We start from the raw sequence: 24,006 nt of genomic DNA, 5'->3' as shown, positions 1-24,006 counted from the left end.
CCTATATTGTAAACTCTATCAATTCTTGAATATTTCCGTTTTCTGCCCACTCACAGGCCTTCTCATAATCCTCATTCGTATCAAATTCAATCCAACCGTTACAAAACCTTTTTGCCTCAACCTTCTTCCCTGACTCAATAAGCGCGTTCAATAAGTCCGTCATATAGGCTTTCCTCACTGGTTTTCCTGACTGCTGCCATGGCTCATCTTCATATTTACGATAAGCATTTTCCATCAGCGCTTCTATGCTCTTTAGACCTTCCTTTGAAAACTTAAGCAGCCCCACATATCTTGCATCTATGTCCTGAACCTTAGGGTTCTCTAACCCCAGTTCTACGATATGATTGTTCTCATCAATAGACAGGCTTTCTGTATCATAATCTATTCTTCCATAACGCTTTTTCCAGTACTCTTTCCAGTTGTCGTCAACTGCTACCACGTAATCTGCTGATGCTTTCATCATTGTCCTCAGCATCTCCTCCTCAAACAAGATGTCCGAATAGCTGACGAGCATATCCTCATCAAATTCTATTTTCGCCGTCATCAAGGATTCCACCATATTCGTATTGGCATAATCCTCATTCGTATAATACCGGACTCCTTCATAGCTAATCTTCTCTGCTGCAAATCCACGCACTACAATGATATCCTCTATGCCGCATTTTCGATACATCTCGATCTGACGCGAAATAATGGTCTTTCCCATAAATGTCAGCATCCCTTTAGGCAGATTCTCTGTGTACTTTTTTAATCTTGTCCCCTGGCCCGCTGCCAAAATAACCGCCTTCACTTATCCTTTTCTCCTCCCTGTGACCCTTCCTAAAGCAATTCCTTCAATTCCTTCCACTGGCCCTTTTCAATACCTTCGATCTGGATACTTTTGTCAATACACGACTCATACCGGGCTATAAATTCATCCAATACCTCCTGGCTTTTTGCAATCCCAATCGACGCCCTTACTGTGCCCTCCCCGTCCTTATTATGCTGCATATTCGCTGTGCAGTATTTTGCGTAAAGCCCTTTTTCTTCGATTCCCTTCACCAGTTTAGGCAGTGAAACAATATAAACACTTTTCCCTGTTCCATACACTGTCGCCAACGTTTCCTCCCCATAAGTCATGCTTAATCTGTTATACACACACAACTCTGACGCTTCTGCCGCCTCGATTAAGTCTTCTGAACCCCTCACTGCATATCGCACGCTTACACTCAGCCCATAAAAAAGCGCCAGTTTTTTCCCATAATTTTTCTTTATCTCTTTTACCACTCCCAAAATCGTATCCTGCGTGGAAAAATCCATTTTAATATCACTGTGAAAATTTGCGGCTCCCTCATTCATCAGCTCTGAAATGTCACTTCCAATATAATGAAATCCCTTAATCTTACTTAAGTTTTCTCCCTTTGCATATACATAGTCGCAGGCCAACGCCTCGTCAATCCATCCGTATAAGGAGCTCCCACATTCACAGACCATCCCCTTTTCCTCTACAGCAAGCATGCCTGCATACTTAAACAGATAATCCATAAGTTTATTATGTGCCGATTTCAATATATACTCATTCAGCTTTTCCGCTGTTTTTTCCTTCTCCTTAAAAAACCTCCTGAATGCAAATAAATCCCTTGAATATCTTGCAAACATATACAGGTCGTACGCATCCTGGTCCTGCCAGTAATTCCATATTTTCTTCTCGCCCTTTACAAGATTAACCGAACCAAATTCCAAATAACTTACTGATTCCGGAGTTTCACATCCATAATACTTCCTGTTATCCATTCTTTCTCCCCCTGAATAATACTTTTATCCTTCCTATATCCTGAGCCGCAAACTCTTTTTCCCGCTCCGGATGCCACATGGTCCCAACAATCGGCAAACATTGGTGACAAACTGCCTCAATGACACCGTCCTCTGCCTGCGACATGCTTCTCAAGCCACAGCTCCTCTCTAATTCTACGCATGCCTGATTATGATAACTGTTTACTTCATATGTCTTTTCTCCTTCATATACCAAATGGCGTACTGCCACATGGCCTTTCACCTCCATAAGCTGGTTTCCAAAATAATCCAGAATTGACTGCATCCCCCTGCAGAAGCCGTAAAGAGGTATCCGTCGCCTAATGCCAAGCTCAATCAGCGCCCGGTCCATACCGTCACGCTCCGGCGCGTTTCCTCCATATTTCTCAAGACTGTTTCCGCCTGTCAGTATAATTCCTGCAGGCTTTATACTGCTGACCATCTCTGCTGCCAGTTCCCTTTTATTTGGAAGGGGGAGAGGGAGAAAACCACATTCCCTGATAAAATCAGCGATTCTCTGATCCGCACAATCCCTTCTCTCCTCATAAGCGTCAACGATTTCCACCCTCTGTGTATATATGACTGCTCTCATACTTGTTCCTTCTTCATTCCAAGTAACGCAATATGCTTAAGCACCGGATGAATAATAAAATATGTTTCCGCACCCTCCATACTCTGTGCACAGCCAGTAAGTTCACCGTCTGAAAGATACTTTTCCAGCACTTTTATCAGCACTCTGGAGCGAATATAAGGCTCATAGATATAATCTATATCCACAGAAGCCCTTGGCGCTTCAAAGGTATCCCAGGCAAGCATCTCCCCCTCATCAATGCCCTCGCTTAAAAAGATTCCAGTGGCGCCCAAGCTTCTTTCCTGTAAAAAACTATAATAAGCCGTGGTGCTTCCCCGATATTTTGGCAAAAGACCAGCGTGCACATGGATATATTTTTTACCGAACTGAAACAGATGAGGCCTTAAAATGTATCCTCCATATCCCGAATAAATAAGGTATTTTTGCTGCAAATTCTGTATAACGCTTTTAATCTCCTCCGAGTTAATATCCTTATTCTCGACTAACACATATGGAATATCCCCCTCCTGTATGAAGGATAACACCGGTCTTTGAAGGTCAAAGTACTGCTCCTTAACGCCACATTTTAAGTACGTCTTTGCATCTTTTTGCATCTTAGAAATATTTTCCGAATACACAATACACATTGCCGGCAGCAGCTTCCTTTGAAGCATTGCATGAAGATAGGCTTTTGTTCTTGCCGTATCTGCTGCAAGCAGCGCAAAGTCTTTTAATACCATGTCATTCCTCCAAACCAATTCCATTTTCTTCTGCCAACTGATAAAAAATGTCAAGCTCACTTTTTATAATGTTATACAAGGCTTTCTTTAACCTGATATCCAGCTTATCCTGTACAGACAAAAGGGTATCGTCAACCTTCAGCAGACAACTGAAATATTTCAAACACTTTGTATACCTGAACGTAAACACTAAACATTCAGCAAATATGATATATGCCTCATAATCCTCAAACTCCATATTTCCGGTTGGTTTCCAATTATTATCATATTCCCTGTAAATTCGTTTTCGCACTTCAAAGCTTTTCGTATATCCCTTCACCGAATCTATCGTCTTCCCATTCTGCCTATTCTCTATAAAAGCCTGTCTTATATTCTGCAAATCTTGTCCCGCATCTTGAAGCCCTGACGCTTCCTTCACACACTCAATTTCCCTGTCCTTTTGCCTCTCCCACCTATTCAGGTATTCCCGTCTTGAAGCCACGTACTCTTTTAAAAATTCAATTCCTCCATATTCGCTGTACATATAGGACTGTTTATGATACAGATTATTTTCCGTGATGTATTTATACGCCATAACCCTTCTCCTGCAAATATGTCATAATCCGGTCAACTGCCTCATGTACGGATTCCTTTTCCGTATCAATCACAATATCGCTATTTAACGGTATCTCATAAATATCATCCGCACCATTTAAATTCTCCATCTTCCCATTCTGCTGTTTCTGATAATATCCCTTTACATCCCTTCGGGCACATTCTTCATAAGAACATTTAATATATACTTCTATATATTCGTTTTCAAACTGGCTTCTGACCAAATTCCTTATTTCCTCATAAGGCGCCACCTGGGCAAGTATTACGGAAATATGGTGCTTCAGCAGGTAGCTTACCACCACCCTCACCGCCTGATTGCATTTTAACCGTTCCTCTCTCGTGTATCCAAATATTCCTCCAAATTGCTTCCTAATCACATCCCCGTCGATCACCTGCAGATTCTTTATTCCCTCCTGTACAAGCCTTTCCTCAAGCGCGCCTGCTATGGTGGTTTTACCGCTTCCACTTCGCCCAATCATATACATCATAAATATGTTCTGCATCCTGTGACTCCTTATTACTTAATCTTTATGACCTGTTTTTTCAGACAATCAATCGTCACTTTTTTATACCTGCTCCACTCCGTATAGTTCTGCTCGCCCACTCCAATGACTGCCGGAATTGCCAGTTCGGCGCATCTCACCGCCATATGGGAATTCGCGCCGCCAAACTGGGTAACAAGTCCGGCGATTCCTTTTGAAAAAAGAAAATCATATCCCGGATCAGCAGCCCTTATAAACACAATCTTCCCTTTTAAATCCTGCCCGTCAGAGCTATCCAGCACCAAAAGGTCCGACGTGATACTTTTTTGTGTAATAAAATTAGGTTCCTCACCAAGTAAATAAAAGGAATAAATATCTTCCGGCGCTACAATAATACTTGGCAATTTAATCTGCATCGCATTCTGGTATTGTACTCGATTAGCCCTAATATTTTCTTCAAATACAGTTTTGATATCGCCTGTATACAAATCCGCATAAAGCCTCTTAACCACCGAAATATCCAAATATGCCATATCCTTTTCAGAAATGCCGACTCTGCCCCCAAGCTCTCCTATAAGCTGTAATATCTTACTGACAGACTTTGTAAATACGAACTTTAAATACTCTCTTCCTTCCATCGATTCCCTGATAAACACCATCAGCTCGTTTGCAGTTATCCCCAATCCATTTTCCTCAAGTTCAAGCTGCATACGCTCCATCTGTTCTTTGGAAAATGAAAATACCTCCTCAGGTTTTGGAAGATCCTCCATACTATTCCCATCAAAATATTCATCAAACGCCTCATCATACCGCTTCGATAAGATATCATATGTACCTGGCCGGATATGACCGTATGTTTCAAGGAACTCCTCCTTTGTAAGAACGCCCTTGTATAATTTATTCAAATCCCTGTTCATTTTTCTGTTCACTGTATCAAGGGAATTCATATAGGCGTCATATTCTTTTCTGTCTATCATACCTATATTGACAAAGGATTTCAGGAACTGCACTGCAATAAATCCTGCCCGCGCCACCCCCGCAAAGGGGAGTGTTCCATACGCTTTGCACTCCTCAATCAGCCAATATATCTTATCAATAATCGAAATATCAGACTGAACAATTTTGCTGTAATTCTTTTCTAAAAGGGATATTTTTGCTATATCCTCTTTGTACAGGCCCTTTTCAGGATTTATGATCTGATTAGTCAGCTCTAAAAGAGAAAACTCAATTCTCGTAATCTCATTTTCATTAAATCCACAGTCAAGCAGTTCTTTTAGTTTGTCATGTAAACCAAGATAATAACAGGAATAGACAATTTCAAACTCAATTTTGTCGTGGTATTTGGGATATCTGGATAATTTACTCAGGTAATGATTGACCAGTTTCTCGGATATTTTTGTATTCAGGTTCTTTGGAATAAATGAATTAAACGTGATTCTCGTGTCAATATAAGGCACGCCGCAAAATGAAATCATAAGGGGATGCATTGTCAAATCCCTATACCCGTAATCGTAGCGCTGATGGGCCCATACATCATCCGTAATCAACTCCTTGTATAAAGAAATCGCAAGTTTTTTGGGTCTGATTCCAAGAATTTCCGCAGGATTCCAGTCAGGCATCACACCGAAGCAGGTGGTACGGCCTAACAAAAAGGGATGGACAGCCGAAAGTTTTTTTACCTTTTTATATATCCTGTTTAACGCCGGTTTTAAATCAAGCTTTTCGCCCACTTCACGATTTCCCTTTGCAATCGGTCTTACCTGAAAGATAAATACCTTTCCTTCACGATTGACTGCAAACTCAATGTCAAGAGAATCGTTTTTCAAAAACTTTTCTATCTGCCGACAGGCCGTAATCAGGCTGTTCATATCTCTATCCCTGATTGGCTTTTCACTGTATTTATACTGCACAAATGTCTTTAATTCGTTAGAATATCCAGACGTTACTGCAGAAGAGTCGTCTCCCTCGTAAAAATTCACTGTATAATAATCTGCAAAGGTATTCATATCTACAGTGAAGGCTACGCCCGATTTCTTTACATTTTCCAGCATGGGCTGGATTAAGATTTCTTCGTCCCCATCCGTTTGATATGACTGGTATACCTTTTCAACTGCCTCCCTCACCGCATTATGCGTAGGGGAAACATTTAAAAAAGACTCAAACTTTCCTGCATTGGAGTATTCCCAGGTATCCTCCATTGATGAGGAAGAACGGATCGCTAAGGGACAATTTTCTGCAAACATAAGGATTGCATTAACCGCCTTTTCCTCCTCCATCCGAAAATCTCTACTCCTTAAGACCATTAAGGGCAGAATATTTATGGATGATAAGTTTTCTTTTAAATACTTTAACATTCCTGCTTTCGTATGATTCATCATTTCTTTTCACCTAATCAAATCATCCAATTTGGTTCGGATACTATTTTCTGTCAATCTGTAATACTCCATTTTCTCCTGGTACGTCCCGTAATTCCTGAATATTTCATGGGGAAAGCCTACTGTATCTATCTGAAGCGGCACGCTCCCCATTCCATGATGAATATCATACAACAGGCTTCCCTCATACTCTGGTTCCACAACCAATATCTTTTTACTGGGACAATGCTTAGAAAGTGTTTCATAGTCAAAAGGCTCCAAGGTTGTATAGTATAAAACCGTCACATCCTGATCTGCGCACACACTCATAACCATATCCAGCATAACAGACACAGCGATAACCGTAGCCTTTTTCCCTTCTTTCATAACTTTTGCTTGTCCAAAGCATACATCTGGATCATAAACACTGTTGGGATGATCAGAAATTCTATAAAAAGTAGGTTTTCCATCACGATAAGCAGCGTTAAACAGTTGTAAAAACTGTTTTGCAGATCCAGGAGCCACAAACTCGCATCCTGGTATCATCTTCACCAGTTGAACATCCTCCGGGCAATAATGGGAATATCCATATTTGGAATAATCAACCGCAGCGCCTGTCCCAACGATATTGACGCCTAGCTTCTGGTAGGCAAAATCCATCTTAATCTGCTCCAAAGTACGGTCAATCAGATATGGCTGAATACCAAATATGGTTGCAACAATACCTCTTTTACTCATGCCCGCGACCATACTTAACATTCCGTCTTCAAATATACCAATATTTTTACAACGTTCTGGAAAATCTTTTAATTCTTCCCTTAAAGCCCACATTCCCATATCCACCGTATAAAATACGGTATCCTCTTCGTTTCGTATCATTTCTCCAACACGCTTCAAAAATGTTCTTCTCAAAAGCTGTCTACCTCCTTCTGAAGCATTTCTAACTCCTCAGCATTCGGGGCTTTATGAAACCATATATCATGCTGTGTCATCGTATCACTTCCATATCCTCGAACAGTTTTTGCTATTACTGCTTTCGGTCTTTTGTTTTTCATTCCCCTAAGCTTTAAAAATACTTCCTTAAGCTCCTTGTGGTCATGCCCGTTGACGGCCATCGTATCAAATCCAAAGGCTTTAAGTCTCTGGTCCATATTTTGCATATTGACCATTGCCCCCACAGAAGCGTTGTCGTCAATTATGACGCACAAATTGTCCAACTGATGGGTGCTTGCAAGAATACACGCTTCCCACATAGTCCCTTCGCAAAACTCACCGTCCCCGCATAATACATAAACCTGGGAAGGGGATTTTTTTATCTTATTTGCATTGGCAATCCCTACTGCAAAAGGAAGTCCATGTCCCAATGAGCCTGCGTTATTCTCAATGCCTCCGTCAAATTTCGTAAGGTCTGTCTGGATGCAATAGCGGCTGTGAAACGCTCCGATCTCTTTGCCGAGCTCGTCCATATCAAAAAAACCTTTTTCAATCAGAACCGGATATAAAGCCAGCGTCGCCTGTCCTTTACTGATAATAAAAAAATCCCTGTCCGGATCTTCCGCCCTCGTCGGCTCCCAATTCATAACTTTATCGTACAGCGTCCATATAATATCTAAACATGAAAAAACGCTTTGGAGATTTCCGTCTTGGCATTGATGTGAAAGATACAACGCCTCCTTACGGAGTTTTCTGGAAATATCATTCATGTCTAACAGCCTCCCTAATCGTCTTTGCCATATAATCTAACATTTCGTCTGTCATTCCTGGATATACTCCAACCCAGAAAGAATCTCTCATGATGCGATCCGTCGTTTTTAGATCTCCTGAGATGCGATATCCTCGTCCGGTTTGCCTCATCTGATTAAAACAGGGGTGTCTGGTCAGATTTCCTGCAAAAAGCATTCTCGTCTGAATGCCATGTTCTTCAATATAAGAGACAACATGTTTTCTATCCGTATTTTCCTTGCAGGTCAGCAAAAAACCAAACCAACTAGGATCAGAATTTGGACACTTTTCAGGCAGAAGCAACTCTTTTGTACAATCTGACAAATGATTCCATAAACGCATAAAATTATGTTTTCTTCGTTTTACGAATAAGGGAAATTTCTTTAGTTGAGCAACCCCTATCGCTGCCTGCATATCTGTAGCTTTCAGATTATATCCAAAGTGAGAATACACATATTTGTGATCATATCCTTCCGGCAATTCTCCATATACCCCCTGAAAACGGCGTCCGCAGCGATTGTCCTCACCAGAGTCACATACGCAGTCGCGTCCCCAATCACGAAATGAACGAATACATTTATTCAAGAGAGGATTGTTGGTATAGACTGCGCCCCCTTCTCCCATGGTCATGTGATGAGGCGGATAAAAGGAAGATGTCCCAATATCCCCTATCGTTCCTGTCAGATATACCTTGCCGTCCATCTCATATGTAGAGCCCAATGCGTCACAGTTATCCTCAATCAGCCACAAATGATGCCTGTCACAAAATTCCTTTACTGCTTTTAAATCAAAGGGATTCCCCAGCGTATGGGCCGCCATCACGAGTTTCGTTTTATGGGACAAGGCATTCTCTAATTGCTCCACATCCAAATTATATTGGGGCATGGTGACGTCAATGAAAACCGGCACAACTCCGTATTGAATAGCAGGCGTAACTGTAGTGGGAAATCCTGCCGCCACAGTAATCATCTCATCTCCCGGCAATACCTGGCGTTCTCCCAATAAGGGCGACGTAAGCGCCATAAATGCCAAAAGATTGGCAGACGACCCTGAATTTACCAAAGAACAATATCTTACTCCCAGATACTTAGAAAAATCAGCTTCAAATTTCTTTGTGTATCTCCCGGATGTCAGCCAAAATTCCAGCGCAGAATCCACAAGATTACACATTTCCTCATGATCATATACTCTTGATGCATAAGGAAGCTTCTCTCCCGGATGAAATTCCTTTTTTACACCGTGAAATGTATCGCAATATTCCCTCACATACCTGACAATCTGCTCTCTGGCTGCTTCTTCCAACATATTCTCAAACATTTTCGTATTCTCTCCTCTTTATCAGTTTATAAAAAACTCATATATATTTTTTCCCCGATACCAGATATTTCTTTTATATCACTGTTATTCGCGTCAAAGCTTTTAAATCCATTCAACCAGCCTGACAATGGGAGATATTCATTTTCTGTATAAATCAAAACATAATCTATCACATATCGAAACCGGACCAATTCCTGATAGCTCATTATGCTCTGTGCCATCTTTTGTTCTGAAGTATCTTGGGGCAGCGGCAGTTCTCTCTCAGAAATACGGTTATGCATCCAATCATATTCGACAAATATAAGCTCGTCAGAGAAAAAAATATCCTGTCCTGACGATACCATTGCATAAACATGCTTTCCGTTTTGTGAAATCAAACTCCATTTAATGTATTTCTTATACTTCTCAAATATTGATATCTCCTTAACCTGCCCTGTCAATAAATCCACCCAAAATGCTCTACCATTTTTTCCCTGGGTATCTAATCCCGGAAAAATATGAATGCTATTCCCTGATTTTCTAATCCAATACCCTTGTTCATATGTAATCGACTCCAATGGAAGTTGCGTTTCGTTTATCGCCTCATTTGTCCACGGATTCCAACTTAACACAAAAGGCTCTTTGCAGGTCAGCAAATAGAGTCTGCCATCGTCGTCTAAATCAAAAGAACAGCAAGAATCATCTGAATTGATTGGCAAATCTCTGATTTCTATTGTCTCCTCCTTCATATTCAGAAACAGTATTTTGTTTCGGTTAATAATCGGTGAAATGAGGAAATCTCCAAAAATGCAATAATCCATTCCAAGAAAAGAAACATCCCCTGTTTCTTTACATGTAATGTAAGAAATACTCTCATGCTCTAAATCCATCACCACGCAAAACGGTGTACTTCGATAAACAAAAAAAGCTTTCTTCTCTTGATATTTTACAGATATGAAGCCTGTATCATTTGGTGTAAACCTCTCTTTTTCTCCTGCTATTTCTGCATAAATATCTTTTGTCCGAAACTCCTTTTTTTCTATATCATAGATTCCCATTCTTGCTGCCATTCTTGGCGGAAAATAAAGTTTATTCTGATAGATCACGCCTCCGCGAAACAACTGGTTAGATACGGGCATATGGGGAAACGCCCCTAACGATTTGACACTGTTCTTTTCCAAGTCATATTGATAGAGCATGTTCAAATTCGCTCCGCAAAAGTACGCTTTTTGTGCCTTTTCATCCAAAATCCACTCTAAAAACCAATATTTATAATGTTTCATGCTACACTCCAAATAAAGTAACAGAATACTTAAATTTTCTTTTCTTCAATTCTTTTTTCATCTCATCTGCCGCCGCTGGAAGCGCGCATACAATGGTGAATATTTCTTCTTTTTCCCGTACAAAGTAATCAATATCATGAACTGGGATTTTCTCAAGCTCTGAAACATTCCCTTTTGTTTCTGTTACTGCAACGCCGATCATCTGATTCCCATATCCATCTGACTTTAATTTTTGTATCACTTTCTCTCCATAGAGACCGGCTCCATAAATTAAAATCTTTTTTCCTTTGATCTGTTCCTCAATTCGGTTCAGATTTTCCTGCCACTCCTCCTCTACTGCCAGCAAATTTGCATATTTCCACCTCAGAAAAGCCTGCGGCAGTACTGCAAGGACAAAACAGCTTTTTAAAGCTTCTCTCGTAATATATTTGAAATATTTTCTATACTTTTTGTATACAGAATAACTATATAAACCACTTAGTCTGTAATGGATTAACATAGATCTTGAAAATCTTCCCGGCGAAAGATTGTCAGATTTCCTTATTACATCCTCCTTATCTGTATAACACTTTGGAAGCTTCAATATTGTCTCCGGATAACTTCTTGCCCACGCTTGAAACACATAATCTCTCCAGTATATCTGCCTTTTTTTCAGCGGACTGTCTCTTCGCCATTTTATCCGATTTCCAATAAATATTCCTGTGAAATGCTCCAATTTTAGAATTTGCTCCAGATAAAACGCTACCATAAAAAAATATCCGTGATTATCATCCAGCTCATTATTTCCTACATATTTTTCTCTCAGCCAATCCCAATCATGGCGGGCTTGCCTAAGAAGTGAAAAGTTCATAACCGTTGAAGCCATATGGGCCATTCCCTGGGAACACTCGTGGAACCACTCGTTGGGATCTGTCGTTACAACATCTTCCGCCGCCCCTTTACCAGCCAGCGGAAGCCTTATCAAATCATATCCACCCTCCGATATTCCACTGACATACTCAAGCATTTCTTCTTTTATGGATATAGAGTCGTTTATCAGCCATAGATAATCATAGTCTTCCTTTTCCATATCTTTAAGAATCTCTATCAGCTTATAATCCAAACACAAGGCCGGATCACTTCTACGGTATTGAATATCCGCGGAATATTTGCTGTTTATTTCCTCTATTACCTTCCAGGTTTCCTCTCCGTCACTGGAATCATAGTAACAAAGGCTAACCCCGCAGTGCTTATAATATTCCATTTCATATTCAAGCACTTCTTTCACCATTTCTGCCCTGTTTCTTGTGGGAATACACATCAGAATATTCATCAGACAGACATTCCTCCGTCAACCGTCAACACAGCCCCATTAATATACCCGGCATCATCAGAAACAAGAAAATTGGCCACCTTTGCAACCTCTTTTGAAGTTCCTACCCGGCCCATGGGAATACTATCGAAATATCTGGAGAAATCTCTGTTTACAAAAATCGGCGTGTCAATCACTCCCGGACATATACAGTTTGCACGTACTTTCTCTCCGTACACCTTAGCTATCATTCTCGTAAATTGTATCACCGCAGCTTTAGAGGCGCTGTATGCATAGGTCTTTCCACTTGCAAATGAATGCATTCCTGCCACAGAAGCGTTATTCAAAATGACTCCATGGCTTTCCTGTAAATAGGGCATCGCATGTTTGGTCATATGTACGACGCCGGAGGCATTGATATTCATGATCTTATCCCAATCCGACATTTCCATATCCTCCAAGGAAGCGGTTACCGGAAAGATTCCCGCATTATTAAACAGGATATCAATCTTATGATATTTTTTATCCACCTGGGCTATCAAAGCCTTTACTTCCTTCTCATCTGCCACATCTGCCTGGAAGAAAACCGACGCCCCTTTGTTTTTACGTATATCTTCTGCTACCTTCTCTCCTCTTTCACGATTACGCCCAACAACCACAACATAAGCTCCTGCCTCTGCAAATCGCTTTGCGCTGGCTTCCCCCATTCCTGAAGTGCCTCCCGTAATAATCGCAACCTTCCCATCCAGCCGATTCATCAGTCTACCTCCCTGTGTTCTTTCCATTAAGCAGCTTTTTTACTCTCTCTATGATTTCTTCTATAGTAAGTGAATACTGTTCCCTCAAAAATTCTTCATTTCCAACCTGTCCAAATTGATCCTTGACTCCCACCCGTTCAATGGGCACAGGATAACTTTCAGACAAAATCTCTGCTACAGCGCTTCCAAGCCCTCCGATTATGCTATGGTTTTCTACGGTTACGATTGCTTTTGTCCTCCTTGCAAGCATTTCAATCAATTCTGTATCTAATGGTTTTACTGTTACTGGATCCACTACGTTTACTTCAAGCCCCATTTCATGTAAAGCTTTTGCTGCCTGCAGCGCAGTTGAAACCATAATACCGCTGGATATAATGGTTACATCATTTCCTTCACGAAGCAGCTTCCCTTTTCCTACCTCAAAAACCGTCTCCGATGGATAAATATCCAAAAGCCCCCTTCTAGGCGTTCTAAAATAAGTAACGCCTTTTCTCTCTTTTGTCTTCTTCAATAATTGCCGAAACATTTTTGCATCGCTTACGTCAATCACGCATGCTTCAGGAATCGTCCGAATGAGCGCCATATCTTCAAAAGTCATATGCGTCCCGCCGTTATCTGTTGCACAAATTCCAGGCTCGCTTCCTATTATCCGCACACTTTTATGTGCGTAGCCTGCCGTAACATATATTTGGTCAAAACATCTCCTGACTGCAAAAGGCGCAAAGGAATGAATATATGGCTTTAATCCAGCCAGATTCATTCCACCTGCAACACCTACCATATTGGCTTCCTGTATTCCGGTATTAAACACATTTTTAGGGTACTTCTCCCATAAATCTTTTGTCCTCATAGATGCCATCAGATCCGCATCAATATAAGCTACAGATGAATCCTCCCGGAACAATTCCTCCATTGTCTCCGAAAAAACTTCAAATATCTCTTTTTCCGGCTTCCCTCCGGTATATATAATCCGTTCCATAATTAAGACTCTCCATATCTTATTTTTAATTGCATCCGTATTGCTTCCAATTCTTCAAGGCTTTCCTTCACCAAACTGTCCGGCACACCGATACAGTGATTATTTTCTATTTTTTCAATACAAGAAATACCCGCTCCCTTTACTGTATCCAGCAAAATCATGGTAGGATGTCCGTTTCTTATATCAACCGCCTTATGTATGCTTTGACGGATTTCTGCTATGTCCTGACCGTTTATAACAGAACTGTTCCAGCCAAATGCACGGTATTTTTCTGCCAGGTCGCCTAACTGCATTACCTCTTTGTTCCAACCGTCAATCTGCTTTTTATTCCAGTCAAGAAACATAATCAGATTCTCCAAATGATAGTGTGAAGCATAAGCAGCCGCTTCCCAGATTTGGCCCTCGTCGTTCTCTCCGTCCCCGGTAATACAAAACACGTATTGATTCTTCCCCTGCACTTTTAAACCATGGGCAATTCCGCATGCAATAGATAATCCCTGTCCCAAAGAACCTGTTGTGGCGTCAATGCCCGGTACTTTTCGGTCGCTGTGACCTGGCAGATTAGTACCGGCCCTGTTGAGCTCTTTTAGCCATTCCATCGGGAAAAAGCCTTTTAGCGCCAGCGCAGCATAAAGGGCAGGCGCGGCATGTCCTTTTGAGCACACAAGATAATCTCTTTCCTGCCAGTTGGGAGTATTGGGGTCATAATTCATTACTTCTCCATAAAGAACCGCTATCAAATCGCAAATCGAAAGGCACCCTCCTATATGTCCGCCTCCCTTTGACCCAATAGCCCATACTAAGTTCCTGCGTATATCGTTTGCGAACAATTCAATTTCCTTAATGCTCATACTATCTCCTTCTGATATCTTTGGGCCAGCTCTGATGTATACAGAACCTTGTCATACTCTGTCATACTCTGGAAGGCTTTCTTCATCTGCACCACAGAAAGCACCTGAGCAAAATATGACGCGTAATTGGGATTTGCTCCATAGGCCGCAGACACAGTAAAGGGCATACTGCTTCCCCATACATATTTTTTTCTTAAATCTCTTAAATAGTCGTCATAAATTTCAAGTATTGGATCAATCAGATACTGACTGCCATGTATTTCATTCAGATATTTCGTTATCAATTCAAGATTTAAATTCCCCGCTCCACGGCCAATTCCATATACGCTTGCATCCAAAATAATGTTTCTGTCATATCCGCGTTCCACTATTTTCTCTGCTGTTCCAAATACCTGCATCATATTATTATGTCCATGGAATCCGATTGAAATATTTTTTTCCAATATATTGTCAGCCAAATCCATATAGTGAAGTACTTGATTGGAATACATTGTCCCCCAGCTATCCACCACATAGATTGCCATTGGTGACAATTCACGAAACATCTTCACCATATCTTCAAATTCTGTATCACTATACTGGTCGGTACGATTTGGCTGTATACATAATTGATAGCCCTTTTTTACAATTTCTTTGCAATATGCATAACTGTCCTGAAGGGCATCCACCGTCTTTCCGTTGATATGCTTTGATTTCCAAACAATCACCCTGATAATGTCAATATCATTCATTTCGGAGGGTTCAATCATATCAAGAGGAATCGGATGGGCAATTTCCGCCATAACCGCCAGTTTGGGTCTGCTTCCCTTTCGTTTAAGTTTACCGCTGAGTTTTTGAACCTGCTCCATAGAAGGAAATACAACTCGATTAGGGTTATAAGGCTCATTTCTCAAAAAACCTATCTCCAAAATATCCACATTGGTTCTGCAAAGTTTATGTAAAATATCCTCTATAACATTCTCCCCAAAACGCCAGTCATTCACATAACCGCCATCCCGCAAGGTACAGTCCAGTACACTGATATTGTTCATGAATAAAATCTCCTCTTAATATTTGTCCCAAAACACACGATCCTTGTCATGCACATATACTCCGACTCTTGACGGAAGCCTCATGATATCGCCATACCCTTCCCCCTTTAGCCATGCTTCGGTACATTGTGAGGCATACCACTCATAACCTTCAAAGGAAAGCTTCTGTAAAGGAAATAAAACCTCTGCATTCCAAATCTTTGTGTCAAATTTTCTTCCATTGATATCATGCTGAGATTTCAAAAAACTAGTCAGATCATGCCCTAATCCAACCCGTTCGCTTTTATTGCATATAATTCCAGACGACGTCATTTCCCTTAAATACAGCTTATCAACCTCATCGAAATTTTCCTCCCTCCTGCGATACCATTTCTTTAAATCTCTTGCATAATTCTCCTTTGTATATCCGTTCTCAAAATAGTACACAGGAAAAATATCCATAATAAACGGATTCTCCTTCACATGAGACGCCCCAGTATTCAGATAAATCTGCATATATCCAAGTCCGTATGCCGCAACATATTGAACCTCCAAGGGACAAGAACAATTTCCCTCTTTTGTCTCCCAAATATTATTTCCACGATGATAAAAGATCTTACCCTTTTCTTCCATGTATTGTATAAGCCGTATGTATTCATCGTACATAAGCCCAAAATCCAAATCGTCGTCCCAAGGAATAAAGCCTTTGTGCCTTACGGCACCTAACAAAGTACCGGCAATCATAAAGGGCGCAATCTCTAACTCTTGTATCCATGTAAAAAACTCATTGGCTCTGTCCGCCGTATTTAATTGGGCTTCTCTAAGAGAGCCGGTTGCCGGAAGAAGATGGGCGGCATCTGTATGACGCATCAGATAATCAAACTGCACCTGATAGATTTCAAGTATGGTTTCCTGTTCATAAGGATATCTGAAGCGGTCCCTTTGCATGAATGTACTTCCGGTTTTCCACCTTTTTCGTACATCCATATAAATGCTATAATCATCAATCCCTATCCCCTGTAATTGATTGACAATCGCCAATGTAGCCCATCTTGTTTTTGAAACAGAAACGATTACTTCATAGCTTTGTTCAAATTTCTCTTCTAATTTTTCTTTTAATTCCTTCAATTCGTTAAAAGAAATAATCTTCTTGTCATGGAGCTTCGTGCCAACCATTTTTTCATTATTATCCACAAAGCACAAAATATTTTCTCCGCCAAAAAAATGATATGCATCATCCCCGTTTCTGCCTGCGCCAAAAATAATCAATCGCTTATGCATCCGCTTCACCTTTATTGATTAAAATATACTGATTAACACCCTCCTTCCTTAATAACTCCATCATGTCATGTTCAAAATTTGGATTGGTTGTCGCAAGTATAAACACACTTTCTTTCCTGTCTTCTATACAATCAAACTGCATAACAGGATATCCCATATAAAAATTAGGAGTACCCTCCTTACAGCTTACAGCAAACCCAGCTATAGGAACCGCCTTCTCTCCCGACGTAAGCTTTTCTAACAAGATTTTGCCAATTTTTCCAACTCCAAACAGATAAAGCTTTCTATCTTTGTATTTTGCTATATCCTCCTCTAACCTGCAAAGTAGCCCGTCTATGTATGTAAGAAACGTCTTGTCGCCTTCTACCTGCCGCTTCATCTCAAGTGTTGGGAAGGATATTGGCTCCTGCTTTTCTTCAAATCCCCAATTAAATACTCTTTTATCCTTACACAATGGATGCTGGATGATCTCAAGGTATTCCTGGTAATATGGATGACATGGATTCAGAACATTTTTATATAACACCTCATCCTCATTCATACCGAACCATTGGAAGATGGGCCTTAACACAATATCATCAGCATCATACTCAATACATCTTTGAATAAACTCAGGAATCTGCCTGAAATTACTGTCCTGAATTACCATAATCATTCGTATTCTTGATATCGCACCCTGGTGTTTCAGTTCGGTAATAAACGCCATGCTTTCTTCAAACTTTTCCAAGTCATCCTTCCCTGCCAAGTATCTGTATGTCTCCCTGTCGAAGCTATTTGGTGTGACAGAAACAGTGATGTTTTTTCCGGCAAGATTTTTTATCTTATCCCAATTATTTTTAAACAGTACACCATTCGTTTCAATAAAAATTGAGAATTCGGGATTATTGGGCTTAAGACGTGACAGCATATCTACAATTTCCGTAGCAACAAAAAGTTCTCCGATTCCGTTCGTTGCTATTCCCCTTACATTACTTAAATATGGCTCAATATTTTTTGTTATGACCTCAAGATGATTAAGATACTCTTTATCAGGTGAAAAGATACCGTGACGGCAGGACGGACATGCATGATTACACCTTTCATCGTATGCCAGGCTAATCTGAACCGGAAGATTTGGCATTTCTTCATACATCTTATTAAGCTCCTCCTGCTCGATTTCCAAAGTGGTACTATTATTAATACAGTCCGGACAATATCGCTCGCTGCATCCTAATAATTCTCCCCTTAGAAATGCCTGCCTAATTTCTTCTGCCTGGGGACTTTTCCAAATCTCTTCCAGTGTATTCTCACGGAGATTTCCTATAACAATTCCATTCCAGGGACACATACGTACATCCCCACCGACAAACACATATGCATATTCAAAACATTTTCTACATGATCGCATTCTTTTTCTCCTCCAAATCATTAAAGTAAATTAATTACCGATTTCAGTCCCTTACTTTTTAATACGGCATTCATTTCTGATTGATACTGCCATATCTCTGTAGCCGTAATAACAGTAATTCTGTCCTTCTTACTCTCTATATCATCTATACAGCAAATGGGAATTCCCTTTATATTTCCGTGGGCATCCTTGGGATTGCTCACAACGCAGCTTATGATTTGTATTTTTTTATATCGACTCTTCAGTAATGGAATCACTACTTTTGAAACTCCCCCTGCGCCATATATTACAATCTTCTCTCCCTTATCTACTGCATTTCTAATATTTTCTTCCTGTATTTCCACAAGATTTTCTATCATCTCGCAATATCCGCCAGAATGATGTACAATGTTAAAACATCCCATTACAGCACGAAAGGCTAAAAGCTTAAGCCCCCTAGTCTTCTTAGGCTGATATATGGCATTAAGCTCCCTTTCCTTCACCTTTTCATCACTATATCGAGAAAGACCAACACAATAATTTTGCAGATTTTTATTCAAAAGGTCTCTTGCTATTTTTCCCCATATGCCTGCCCATATATTTTTGCTATACATATATTCCCGAAAATCCACCATTGCAGCGTATATTTTTAAAACCGTAGCTTTCTTCATAGATTCATTGTTCTGAAATCTGTAATATCCCATTATTTTGGGCGCCATATATACCCCGTATTTTCCGGCCAGCTTATAAGGTGTAATAATATCCTCGCATATTCCCAGGTCCTTGTTGAAGCCTCCCTCTTGTATCATTATTTTCCTGTTCATGATTGTTCCAAAAGAAGGAACCGCCCCAAAAAAACCTGTCAAAATTCCTTTCCTCTGGCTTTCTCTCATTAACTTCTTTCTCTTGCCATCTTTGAGAAATATGACGCCCAACTTTTTGTTCGTCTGTGCTGCAAGCGCTCTGTCAAGCTGTACTTCTTCCTCATCCGAAAATTCTAAATATCTCTGACAAATGTAAGCCAGCGGGTATCGTTTTTTTCTGACGTCTTTTGAACGAATCAGCTTTCCCATTTCATATAAATGGTCGTTCATAATCAAATCATCACCATGCAGCATTGCAATCCATTTTCCCCGCGCCGTTTCAATACAACGATTATAATTTCCATCCACACCTATATTTTCTTGGTTTCTATAATATAAAATCCTTGCGTTCTTAAGCTTACGTATTAATTTCTCTGTATCATTTTCCCCGCCAGACTCATTATCAACCACTACAATATCCCACTCAAAATCAACTTTTTTTTGCTGTAATACGCTCTCCAAAGTTTTTTCAAGCAAATCTGCCCTTCTATATACTGGAATCACATAACTGATAAAAGGTTTGGTTACAAATGATAAGTCTCCGTATATCAAATCTGTCTTAATATGATTCAACTGCGCAAAGCAGTCTACTTTTTGGTTATAATCAATTTTATATCTTCTTTTCACCTTTGCTCCTTCACAAGTATATTACGGCATTAATCCGTATCGCTTAAAAACATCCTGATAAACCTCGTGAATCGGAAGAATATCCTCTGGTATTGCTTCAAACCACTGTAAATAGCCTGGTGTACCTTTGCTTTTTTTATCATTGTCTATGACAAATTGGTCAGGCAGCCTACATTTATACAGAATTGCAAGATGATGCGCCCGTTCTCTTACCTTAGCGTTATCCCTTCCCATAATCACATCCTTAACAGCTATTGGTTCTGAAGCTGCAATAACCCTTGTACCTATTTCATTCATCGCCGTCTTCTGAATACGCTGTGCCATCGTTTCCTTATACCGGATGCAGCCCCCTGGAAGATGCCACCCCTTTCCAAAATACACATCATCTCTCCATGAAAGAAGAATATGATTTTGACTGTCCAATATCAGCAAATCAACATTAACGATAGGTATAATCGTTGATACGGCAATAAATATTTCTTCCTCAAGCCCTTCTCTACCGTCAATCTTCATGAACTGCTCCAAAATATTTTGATTGTCCTTCATTTTTTCATTCCCAAACCTTCCATGGCGCCTGATTGTCCTGCCAAAGCATTTCTAACTTTTCCTTATCCCGCTGTGTGTCCATGCACTGCCAAAATCCGTCATGTCTAAATCCTGCCACCTCCCTATCCCTGACCAGCCTTTCCAACGGCTCTTTTTCTAAAAAAGTAGAATCTCCATCTATGTAATCAAATATTTGGGGTTCTGCTACCATAAACCCTCCATTAATTAACTCCGCATCTTTACTTCTCTTTTCATGAAACCGGCTGACATTCCCTTCTCTGTCAAGGCCTAATACGCCAAAACGCTGGCCGGGATTAACAGCCGTCACAGTAAGAATCTTTTTATGTGCATTGTGATATTCTAACAACTTATTTATATTGACATCGGCAACACCATCCCCATATGTCAGAAAAAAGGTTTCATTTTCTACATATTTTGCTATTCTTTTAATACGTCCTCCTGTCATCGTATGATATCCGGTATCTACAATCGTAACCTTCCATTGCTCGGATGCATTATTATGTACAATCATATTGCCGCCCTTTGCAAAATCAAATGTCACATCACTTTTATGTAAATAATAGTTTGCAAAATATTCCTTAATTATCTGTTGTTTGTAGCCTGCACAAATCAAGAAATCATGAAATCCATAAAAAGAAAATATCTTCATGATATGCCATAGAATTGGTGCATCTCCTATTTCAATCATTGGTTTGGGTTTTAAGTAGCTTTCCTCGCTAATTCTTGTTCCAAAACCGCCTGCTAAAATCACTACCTTCATATGGTATACCCCCATTAAAAATCTCACATTCGTAATACCTCACCTATTAAATCCTTTTTGACATATATTACGTTGTGAGCGGTTGAAAAATACTGTATATATCCTTGAGACAGCATCTGTCTGCATACCGACGCGCTATGTGATTCCACACACATAATTTTAGGGCCATTGTGTGCAAAATCATAACTTGCCACCACCTCGTCATCCAGCCCTTCCACATCCAAATCAAAATAATCGGGGAATATGCCTCCACAATACATCTCAATTATGTCTGTCAGCAAAAGACACTGTACCTTAATCGTTTTTGCGCCCTCATGTTCCACATTATGCCGTTTTTCATAGTCTTTTATGTACTCTTGAGAAAAGGAATTTAATGCGTCATAATCACCTAACATATAAAATTCTTTTTCACAGGATACCCCCCCCGCATACTCCGACACATACATTCACATCGTCCGGCCGTTCTATATTCATCAACTGTATACAGTTAGGATTTGCATCTATATTCACACCAGAAGCCCCCGTCAGATACAGCAAGGCTGTATTGTTTCCCTCATAGGGGTGATTACATCCCACATCCAGATATGTTGGCTTGTCTACCCCCATACATTTAAACAATCCTGACACAATTAAGTCCTCGCCAAACCAACTAAAAGAAGGATTATGCCACGGATAAAGTTCAGGTGCTCGCAAATATTTTCTGCTGTCATAATAATCTATGTAATAAATTATTTTTTCCTCAGGGATTCCCAATTGTATGATAAATTCCTTAATGTCTTTTGCATTTTCGTCGTGATCCATTGCAATTACTATATAGTCAAATTGATGGTCTTCTAATTCACTAATTTTCTTCGGGTTGTATACCTGAACGTCGTGCATTTTTACAAAAGAAAGTTCATTGTGACCATCTACCGCAAACAATACCTTAATATGTGATGACATACACTGTGCTAAATACTGTTTGCCAACATTTCCCATACCATATAGAATAATCCTCGCATTGTCCTTTTTTACTTTTTCAAATGGAAATTTATAAATTCTCATCCTGCTGCCTCCTTAATTTATATTGACTTTCAATCATCTAATATCATTAATCCTATTTAAAATGTTCGTGCCAGATTAATATTATTAAATAAGGCACATATACTTCATTTAATATATTTTAAAAGTTTTGCACTCTTTGTTCATATTTTTTAAATAAGATACATTGGTCATCTGCTCACTCCTGCAATATTCTCTAAATGGATATGCTTACATACCCTCTTAATCTTATTGCCTTTAAAACAGACGATGCAGCTTCTCTTTCTGCTTCGCTCCCAGGTACATCACAGCCTCCCATGTTCCCCAGGTCCTGGCATACCCAATACGCAATATTTTTGCCTTCTAATGCCGTTCATTATTTTTTTATATCAGGAACATTTTCTTCAGTCCTCATACTTCACACAGGTAAAATTCCGGCTCATCACCGGCATTTATCTGAATCAATGTTCTTATGACTTAATTCACCGTCTTTCCCGACGCTCCCCTCATCAGCACATTCCTTGCCGTATTTGTCTTTTCTTCTATGCGACAGCCGCAATTAGAGCAGATAAAATATCCGTCTCTCTTTTTTCCTGCTGCTCCGCACCCGCTGCATTCATTACTGATCTCCTTACCCAAAACCTGTACCAGCTCTACCCCATGCTCCTTACATTTCTGTGTCAGGCGTTTCCTGATATAGCCTCTCTGCCATTGCGTCATGGAGTGATTAATCCTCTTATTCACGCCGCCTGCCTGGGGCTTCGGCAGCTTTACAATATAGACGGTCCGCGGCTTCTCGTCTCTTAGGAAACGGTTCAACTCTTGATTGATGTAACTGTGCAGTTGTTCTTCCAAGCGCTTCTTCTTTCCATAGTACTTCTTCCTTCCACAGTTCTCATTCTTGTTACGGTTATAAATCCTTGTCTGCTCACGAATCCAGTCTGCATATTCAATCTGATACCTTCCCAGCTCATCGCCATAATGATGGCCTTGATCTGTTGTCAGCATCGTATAAAGCCCTAACGACACTCCTACCTGGTTCCTGTAATCCTCATGTTCGCGAACCGCAACATTCACCGGTACTTTAATTTTAATGCAACTCTCTTTTGGATATAGCTTAATATAGAGCTGACTTTTATACTGGTTATGGTCTGTCAGCGGTACAAAGATTCTTTTCCGTTTCTCTTTTATGGAAATATAGATTCCATGATCTGCATAACGATAAGCCCTCTCCGCTATAGCGAAGCCGTCTGCTCTGTCCGTATGCAGCTTTACGTGATGCTTTCTCACCTGCCTGCACAGATAACGGTTAAGCCTTTCTGCGTCAACTTTCGCCGCCAATTCACTATACTGCTTCTGTAGTGTCCTGGGCAGTTCGACCGGTTTCTGGTTCAGAACTTCTTCAAACCCATTGCTCACCTTAATCAAAAACCTCAGATAATGCTTATCCTCCTCTGTAAAGCTTTCATTCTGATTCATCAGCTTGGAAATCTTCGTTTTTGTTCTGGTCCACTGAAGCTTGATATCGCCCAACGCATCGAAAATCGCCAGATAGAAGTATACTGACGGCATCCCTAATGTTTCGCGGTAACCGCTGGCCGTCATTTCATTCTGCACCGTGTAGCCCGGATAGAGCTTTGACAGGCTATGGAGTCCTCCGAAGCGTGAATATACATAGTTTTTCACCTTTTTGTAATCCTCGGCAATCTCTAAAAGCTTCTGCATATCTGCTTCTTTGAGCGGTTCTTTACTATACTGATGAATGGTTTTACATACTTTGTCTACTGGCATATGATTCCG

The 24,006-nt window shown here is 40.3% G+C and carries 24 protein-coding genes; all 24 read right to left on the bottom strand.

Translation table 11 applies throughout. The annotated features are described in order from the left end of the window. Position 1 precedes the first annotated feature (1 nt). Positions 2 to 790 carry a phosphocholine cytidylyltransferase family protein gene (locus tag GN277_RS10875; RefSeq protein WP_159751053.1) on the bottom strand — a complete coding sequence of 263 codons (789 nt, stop codon included), beginning with the start codon at positions 788 to 790 and terminating at the stop codon, positions 2 to 4. Positions 791 to 819: 29 nt separating this feature from the next. Beyond that, positions 820 to 1,773, bottom strand: a complete 954-nt coding sequence (locus GN277_RS10870; protein ID WP_159751052.1) for a hypothetical protein — start codon at positions 1,771 to 1,773, stop codon at positions 820 to 822. Next, on the bottom strand, positions 1,766 to 2,383 hold the full coding sequence (locus GN277_RS10865; RefSeq protein ID WP_159751051.1) for a gamma-glutamyl-gamma-aminobutyrate hydrolase family protein: 618 nt from the start codon (positions 2,381 to 2,383) through the stop codon (positions 1,766 to 1,768). The genes GN277_RS10870 and GN277_RS10865 overlap by 8 nt, the downstream gene beginning before the upstream one ends. After that, positions 2,380 to 3,102, bottom strand: coding sequence for a formyltransferase family protein (locus GN277_RS10860; RefSeq protein WP_159751050.1), 723 nt, complete (start codon positions 3,100 to 3,102; stop codon positions 2,380 to 2,382). Before GN277_RS10860 ends, GN277_RS10865 begins: the two co-directional genes overlap by 4 nt. 1 nt (position 3,103) lies before the next feature. Continuing rightward, entirely contained in the window at positions 3,104 to 3,676 is a 573-nt protein-coding gene (locus tag GN277_RS10855; protein ID WP_159751049.1) for a hypothetical protein, read from the bottom strand. Then, positions 3,666 to 4,199, bottom strand: coding sequence for an adenylyl-sulfate kinase (gene cysC / locus GN277_RS10850; RefSeq protein ID WP_159751048.1), 534 nt, complete (start codon positions 4,197 to 4,199; stop codon positions 3,666 to 3,668). Before cysC ends, GN277_RS10855 begins: the two co-directional genes overlap by 11 nt. 14 nt (positions 4,200 to 4,213) lie before the next feature. Then, entirely contained in the window at positions 4,214 to 6,556 is a 2,343-nt protein-coding gene (locus tag GN277_RS10845) for a PEP/pyruvate-binding domain-containing protein (protein WP_159751047.1), read from the bottom strand. 6 nt (positions 6,557 to 6,562) lie between these two features. Continuing rightward, positions 6,563 to 7,444 carry a transketolase family protein gene (locus tag GN277_RS10840; RefSeq protein ID WP_159751046.1) on the bottom strand — a complete coding sequence of 294 codons (882 nt, stop codon included), beginning with the start codon at positions 7,442 to 7,444 and terminating at the stop codon, positions 6,563 to 6,565. Next, the gene (locus GN277_RS10835) at positions 7,441 to 8,235 is read right to left on the bottom strand and encodes a thiamine pyrophosphate-dependent enzyme (protein WP_159751045.1); all 795 of its coding nucleotides are present in this window, start codon (positions 8,233 to 8,235) and stop codon (positions 7,441 to 7,443) included. Before GN277_RS10835 ends, GN277_RS10840 begins: the two co-directional genes overlap by 4 nt. Continuing rightward, the gene (rfbH, locus tag GN277_RS10830; RefSeq protein WP_159751044.1) at positions 8,228 to 9,571 is read right to left on the bottom strand and encodes a lipopolysaccharide biosynthesis protein RfbH; all 1,344 of its coding nucleotides are present in this window, start codon (positions 9,569 to 9,571) and stop codon (positions 8,228 to 8,230) included. The genes GN277_RS10835 and rfbH overlap by 8 nt, the downstream gene beginning before the upstream one ends. Positions 9,572 to 9,597: 26 nt before the next feature. Beyond that, on the bottom strand, positions 9,598 to 10,833 hold the full coding sequence (locus GN277_RS10825; RefSeq protein ID WP_159751043.1) for a hypothetical protein: 1,236 nt from the start codon (positions 10,831 to 10,833) through the stop codon (positions 9,598 to 9,600). 1 nt (position 10,834) lies between these two features. Beyond that, positions 10,835 to 12,145: a nucleoside-diphosphate sugar epimerase/dehydratase gene (locus GN277_RS10820; RefSeq protein ID WP_159751042.1), complete on the bottom strand. Its 1,311-nt coding sequence runs from the start codon at positions 12,143 to 12,145 to the stop codon at positions 10,835 to 10,837. Continuing rightward, positions 12,145 to 12,882 carry an SDR family NAD(P)-dependent oxidoreductase gene (locus GN277_RS10815; protein ID WP_159751041.1) on the bottom strand — a complete coding sequence of 246 codons (738 nt, stop codon included), beginning with the start codon at positions 12,880 to 12,882 and terminating at the stop codon, positions 12,145 to 12,147. Before GN277_RS10815 ends, GN277_RS10820 begins: the two co-directional genes overlap by 1 nt. A gap of 4 nt (positions 12,883 to 12,886) precedes the next feature. Then, on the bottom strand, positions 12,887 to 13,861 hold the full coding sequence (locus tag GN277_RS10810; protein WP_159751040.1) for a transketolase family protein: 975 nt from the start codon (positions 13,859 to 13,861) through the stop codon (positions 12,887 to 12,889). Between the two features lie 2 nt (positions 13,862 to 13,863). Continuing rightward, positions 13,864 to 14,712 (bottom strand): transketolase, encoded by an 849-nt coding sequence (locus tag GN277_RS10805; protein WP_159751039.1) that lies wholly within the window; start codon positions 14,710 to 14,712, stop codon positions 13,864 to 13,866. Beyond that, positions 14,709 to 15,743: a beta/alpha barrel domain-containing protein gene (locus tag GN277_RS10800; RefSeq protein WP_159751038.1), complete on the bottom strand. Its 1,035-nt coding sequence runs from the start codon at positions 15,741 to 15,743 to the stop codon at positions 14,709 to 14,711. The genes GN277_RS10805 and GN277_RS10800 overlap by 4 nt, the downstream gene beginning before the upstream one ends. Before the next feature lie 15 nt (positions 15,744 to 15,758). Beyond that, a complete protein-coding gene (locus tag GN277_RS10795) occupies positions 15,759 to 17,003 on the bottom strand; it encodes a LicD family protein (RefSeq protein WP_159751037.1) in 1,245 nt (414 codons plus the stop codon). Continuing rightward, positions 16,996 to 18,390, bottom strand: coding sequence for a radical SAM/SPASM domain-containing protein (locus GN277_RS10790; protein WP_159751036.1), 1,395 nt, complete (start codon positions 18,388 to 18,390; stop codon positions 16,996 to 16,998). Before GN277_RS10790 ends, GN277_RS10795 begins: the two co-directional genes overlap by 8 nt. A gap of 20 nt (positions 18,391 to 18,410) precedes the next feature. Beyond that, positions 18,411 to 19,859, bottom strand: a complete 1,449-nt coding sequence (locus GN277_RS10785; RefSeq protein ID WP_159751035.1) for a glycosyltransferase — start codon at positions 19,857 to 19,859, stop codon at positions 18,411 to 18,413. Between the two features lie 21 nt (positions 19,860 to 19,880). Further along, on the bottom strand, positions 19,881 to 20,405 hold the full coding sequence (locus GN277_RS10780; RefSeq protein ID WP_159751034.1) for an NUDIX domain-containing protein: 525 nt from the start codon (positions 20,403 to 20,405) through the stop codon (positions 19,881 to 19,883). 4 nt (positions 20,406 to 20,409) lie between these two features. Then, positions 20,410 to 21,186, bottom strand: a complete 777-nt coding sequence (rfbF, locus tag GN277_RS10775; protein ID WP_159751033.1) for a glucose-1-phosphate cytidylyltransferase — start codon at positions 21,184 to 21,186, stop codon at positions 20,410 to 20,412. A gap of 23 nt (positions 21,187 to 21,209) precedes the next feature. Further along, positions 21,210 to 21,581 (bottom strand): FkbM family methyltransferase, encoded by a 372-nt coding sequence (locus GN277_RS10770; RefSeq protein ID WP_159751032.1) that lies wholly within the window; start codon positions 21,579 to 21,581, stop codon positions 21,210 to 21,212. A 13-nt stretch (positions 21,582 to 21,594) separates the two neighbouring features. Next, positions 21,595 to 22,230, bottom strand: coding sequence for a hypothetical protein (locus GN277_RS10765; protein ID WP_159751031.1), 636 nt, complete (start codon positions 22,228 to 22,230; stop codon positions 21,595 to 21,597). Between the two features lie 453 nt (positions 22,231 to 22,683). Further along, on the bottom strand, positions 22,684 to 23,997 hold the full coding sequence (locus GN277_RS10760) for a zinc ribbon domain-containing protein (RefSeq protein WP_159751030.1): 1,314 nt from the start codon (positions 23,995 to 23,997) through the stop codon (positions 22,684 to 22,686). Positions 23,998 to 24,006: the final 9 nt, after the last annotated feature.

The organism is Sporofaciens musculi, assembly GCF_009830285.1.
Classification (GTDB): domain Bacteria; phylum Bacillota; class Clostridia; order Lachnospirales; family Lachnospiraceae; genus Sporofaciens; species Sporofaciens musculi.
Note: the sequence above shows the minus strand (reverse complement) of the source record. Positions and strands in the feature narration are given on the sequence as shown.

Excerpts from the sequence above, each read along its gene's own strand:
- GN277_RS10870 (WP_159751052.1), bottom strand. The coding sequence starts at position 1,773 with ATGGATAACAGGAAGTATTATGGATGTGAAACTCCGGAATCAGTAAGT.
- GN277_RS10865 (WP_159751051.1), bottom strand. The coding sequence starts at position 2,383 with ATGAGAGCAGTCATATATACACAGAGGGTGGAAATCGTTGACGCTTAT.
- GN277_RS10860 (WP_159751050.1), bottom strand. The coding sequence starts at position 3,102 with ATGGTATTAAAAGACTTTGCGCTGCTTGCAGCAGATACGGCAAGAACA.
- GN277_RS10855 (WP_159751049.1), bottom strand. The coding sequence starts at position 3,676 with ATGGCGTATAAATACATCACGGAAAATAATCTGTATCATAAACAGTCC.
- cysC (WP_159751048.1), bottom strand. The coding sequence starts at position 4,199 with ATGCAGAACATATTTATGATGTATATGATTGGGCGAAGTGGAAGCGGT.
- GN277_RS10845 (WP_159751047.1), bottom strand. The coding sequence starts at position 6,556 with ATGATGAATCATACGAAAGCAGGAATGTTAAAGTATTTAAAAGAAAAC.
- GN277_RS10835 (WP_159751045.1), bottom strand. The coding sequence starts at position 8,235 with ATGAATGATATTTCCAGAAAACTCCGTAAGGAGGCGTTGTATCTTTCA.
- rfbH (WP_159751044.1), bottom strand. The coding sequence starts at position 9,571 with ATGTTTGAGAATATGTTGGAAGAAGCAGCCAGAGAGCAGATTGTCAGG.
- GN277_RS10825 (WP_159751043.1), bottom strand. The coding sequence starts at position 10,833 with ATGAAACATTATAAATATTGGTTTTTAGAGTGGATTTTGGATGAAAAG.
- GN277_RS10820 (WP_159751042.1), bottom strand. The coding sequence starts at position 12,145 with ATGAATATTCTGATGTGTATTCCCACAAGAAACAGGGCAGAAATGGTG.
- GN277_RS10815 (WP_159751041.1), bottom strand. The coding sequence starts at position 12,882 with ATGAATCGGCTGGATGGGAAGGTTGCGATTATTACGGGAGGCACTTCA.
- GN277_RS10810 (WP_159751040.1), bottom strand. The coding sequence starts at position 13,861 with ATGGAACGGATTATATATACCGGAGGGAAGCCGGAAAAAGAGATATTT.
- GN277_RS10805 (WP_159751039.1), bottom strand. The coding sequence starts at position 14,712 with ATGAGCATTAAGGAAATTGAATTGTTCGCAAACGATATACGCAGGAAC.
- GN277_RS10800 (WP_159751038.1), bottom strand. The coding sequence starts at position 15,743 with ATGAACAATATCAGTGTACTGGACTGTACCTTGCGGGATGGCGGTTAT.
- GN277_RS10795 (WP_159751037.1), bottom strand. The coding sequence starts at position 17,003 with ATGCATAAGCGATTGATTATTTTTGGCGCAGGCAGAAACGGGGATGAT.
- GN277_RS10790 (WP_159751036.1), bottom strand. The coding sequence starts at position 18,390 with ATGCGATCATGTAGAAAATGTTTTGAATATGCATATGTGTTTGTCGGT.
- GN277_RS10780 (WP_159751034.1), bottom strand. The coding sequence starts at position 20,405 with ATGAAGGACAATCAAAATATTTTGGAGCAGTTCATGAAGATTGACGGT.
- rfbF (WP_159751033.1), bottom strand. The coding sequence starts at position 21,186 with ATGAAGGTAGTGATTTTAGCAGGCGGTTTTGGAACAAGAATTAGCGAG.
- GN277_RS10770 (WP_159751032.1), bottom strand. The coding sequence starts at position 21,581 with ATGTTAGGTGATTATGACGCATTAAATTCCTTTTCTCAAGAGTACATA.
- GN277_RS10765 (WP_159751031.1), bottom strand. The coding sequence starts at position 22,230 with ATGAGAATTTATAAATTTCCATTTGAAAAAGTAAAAAAGGACAATGCG.
- GN277_RS10760 (WP_159751030.1), bottom strand. The coding sequence starts at position 23,997 with ATGCCAGTAGACAAAGTATGTAAAACCATTCATCAGTATAGTAAAGAA.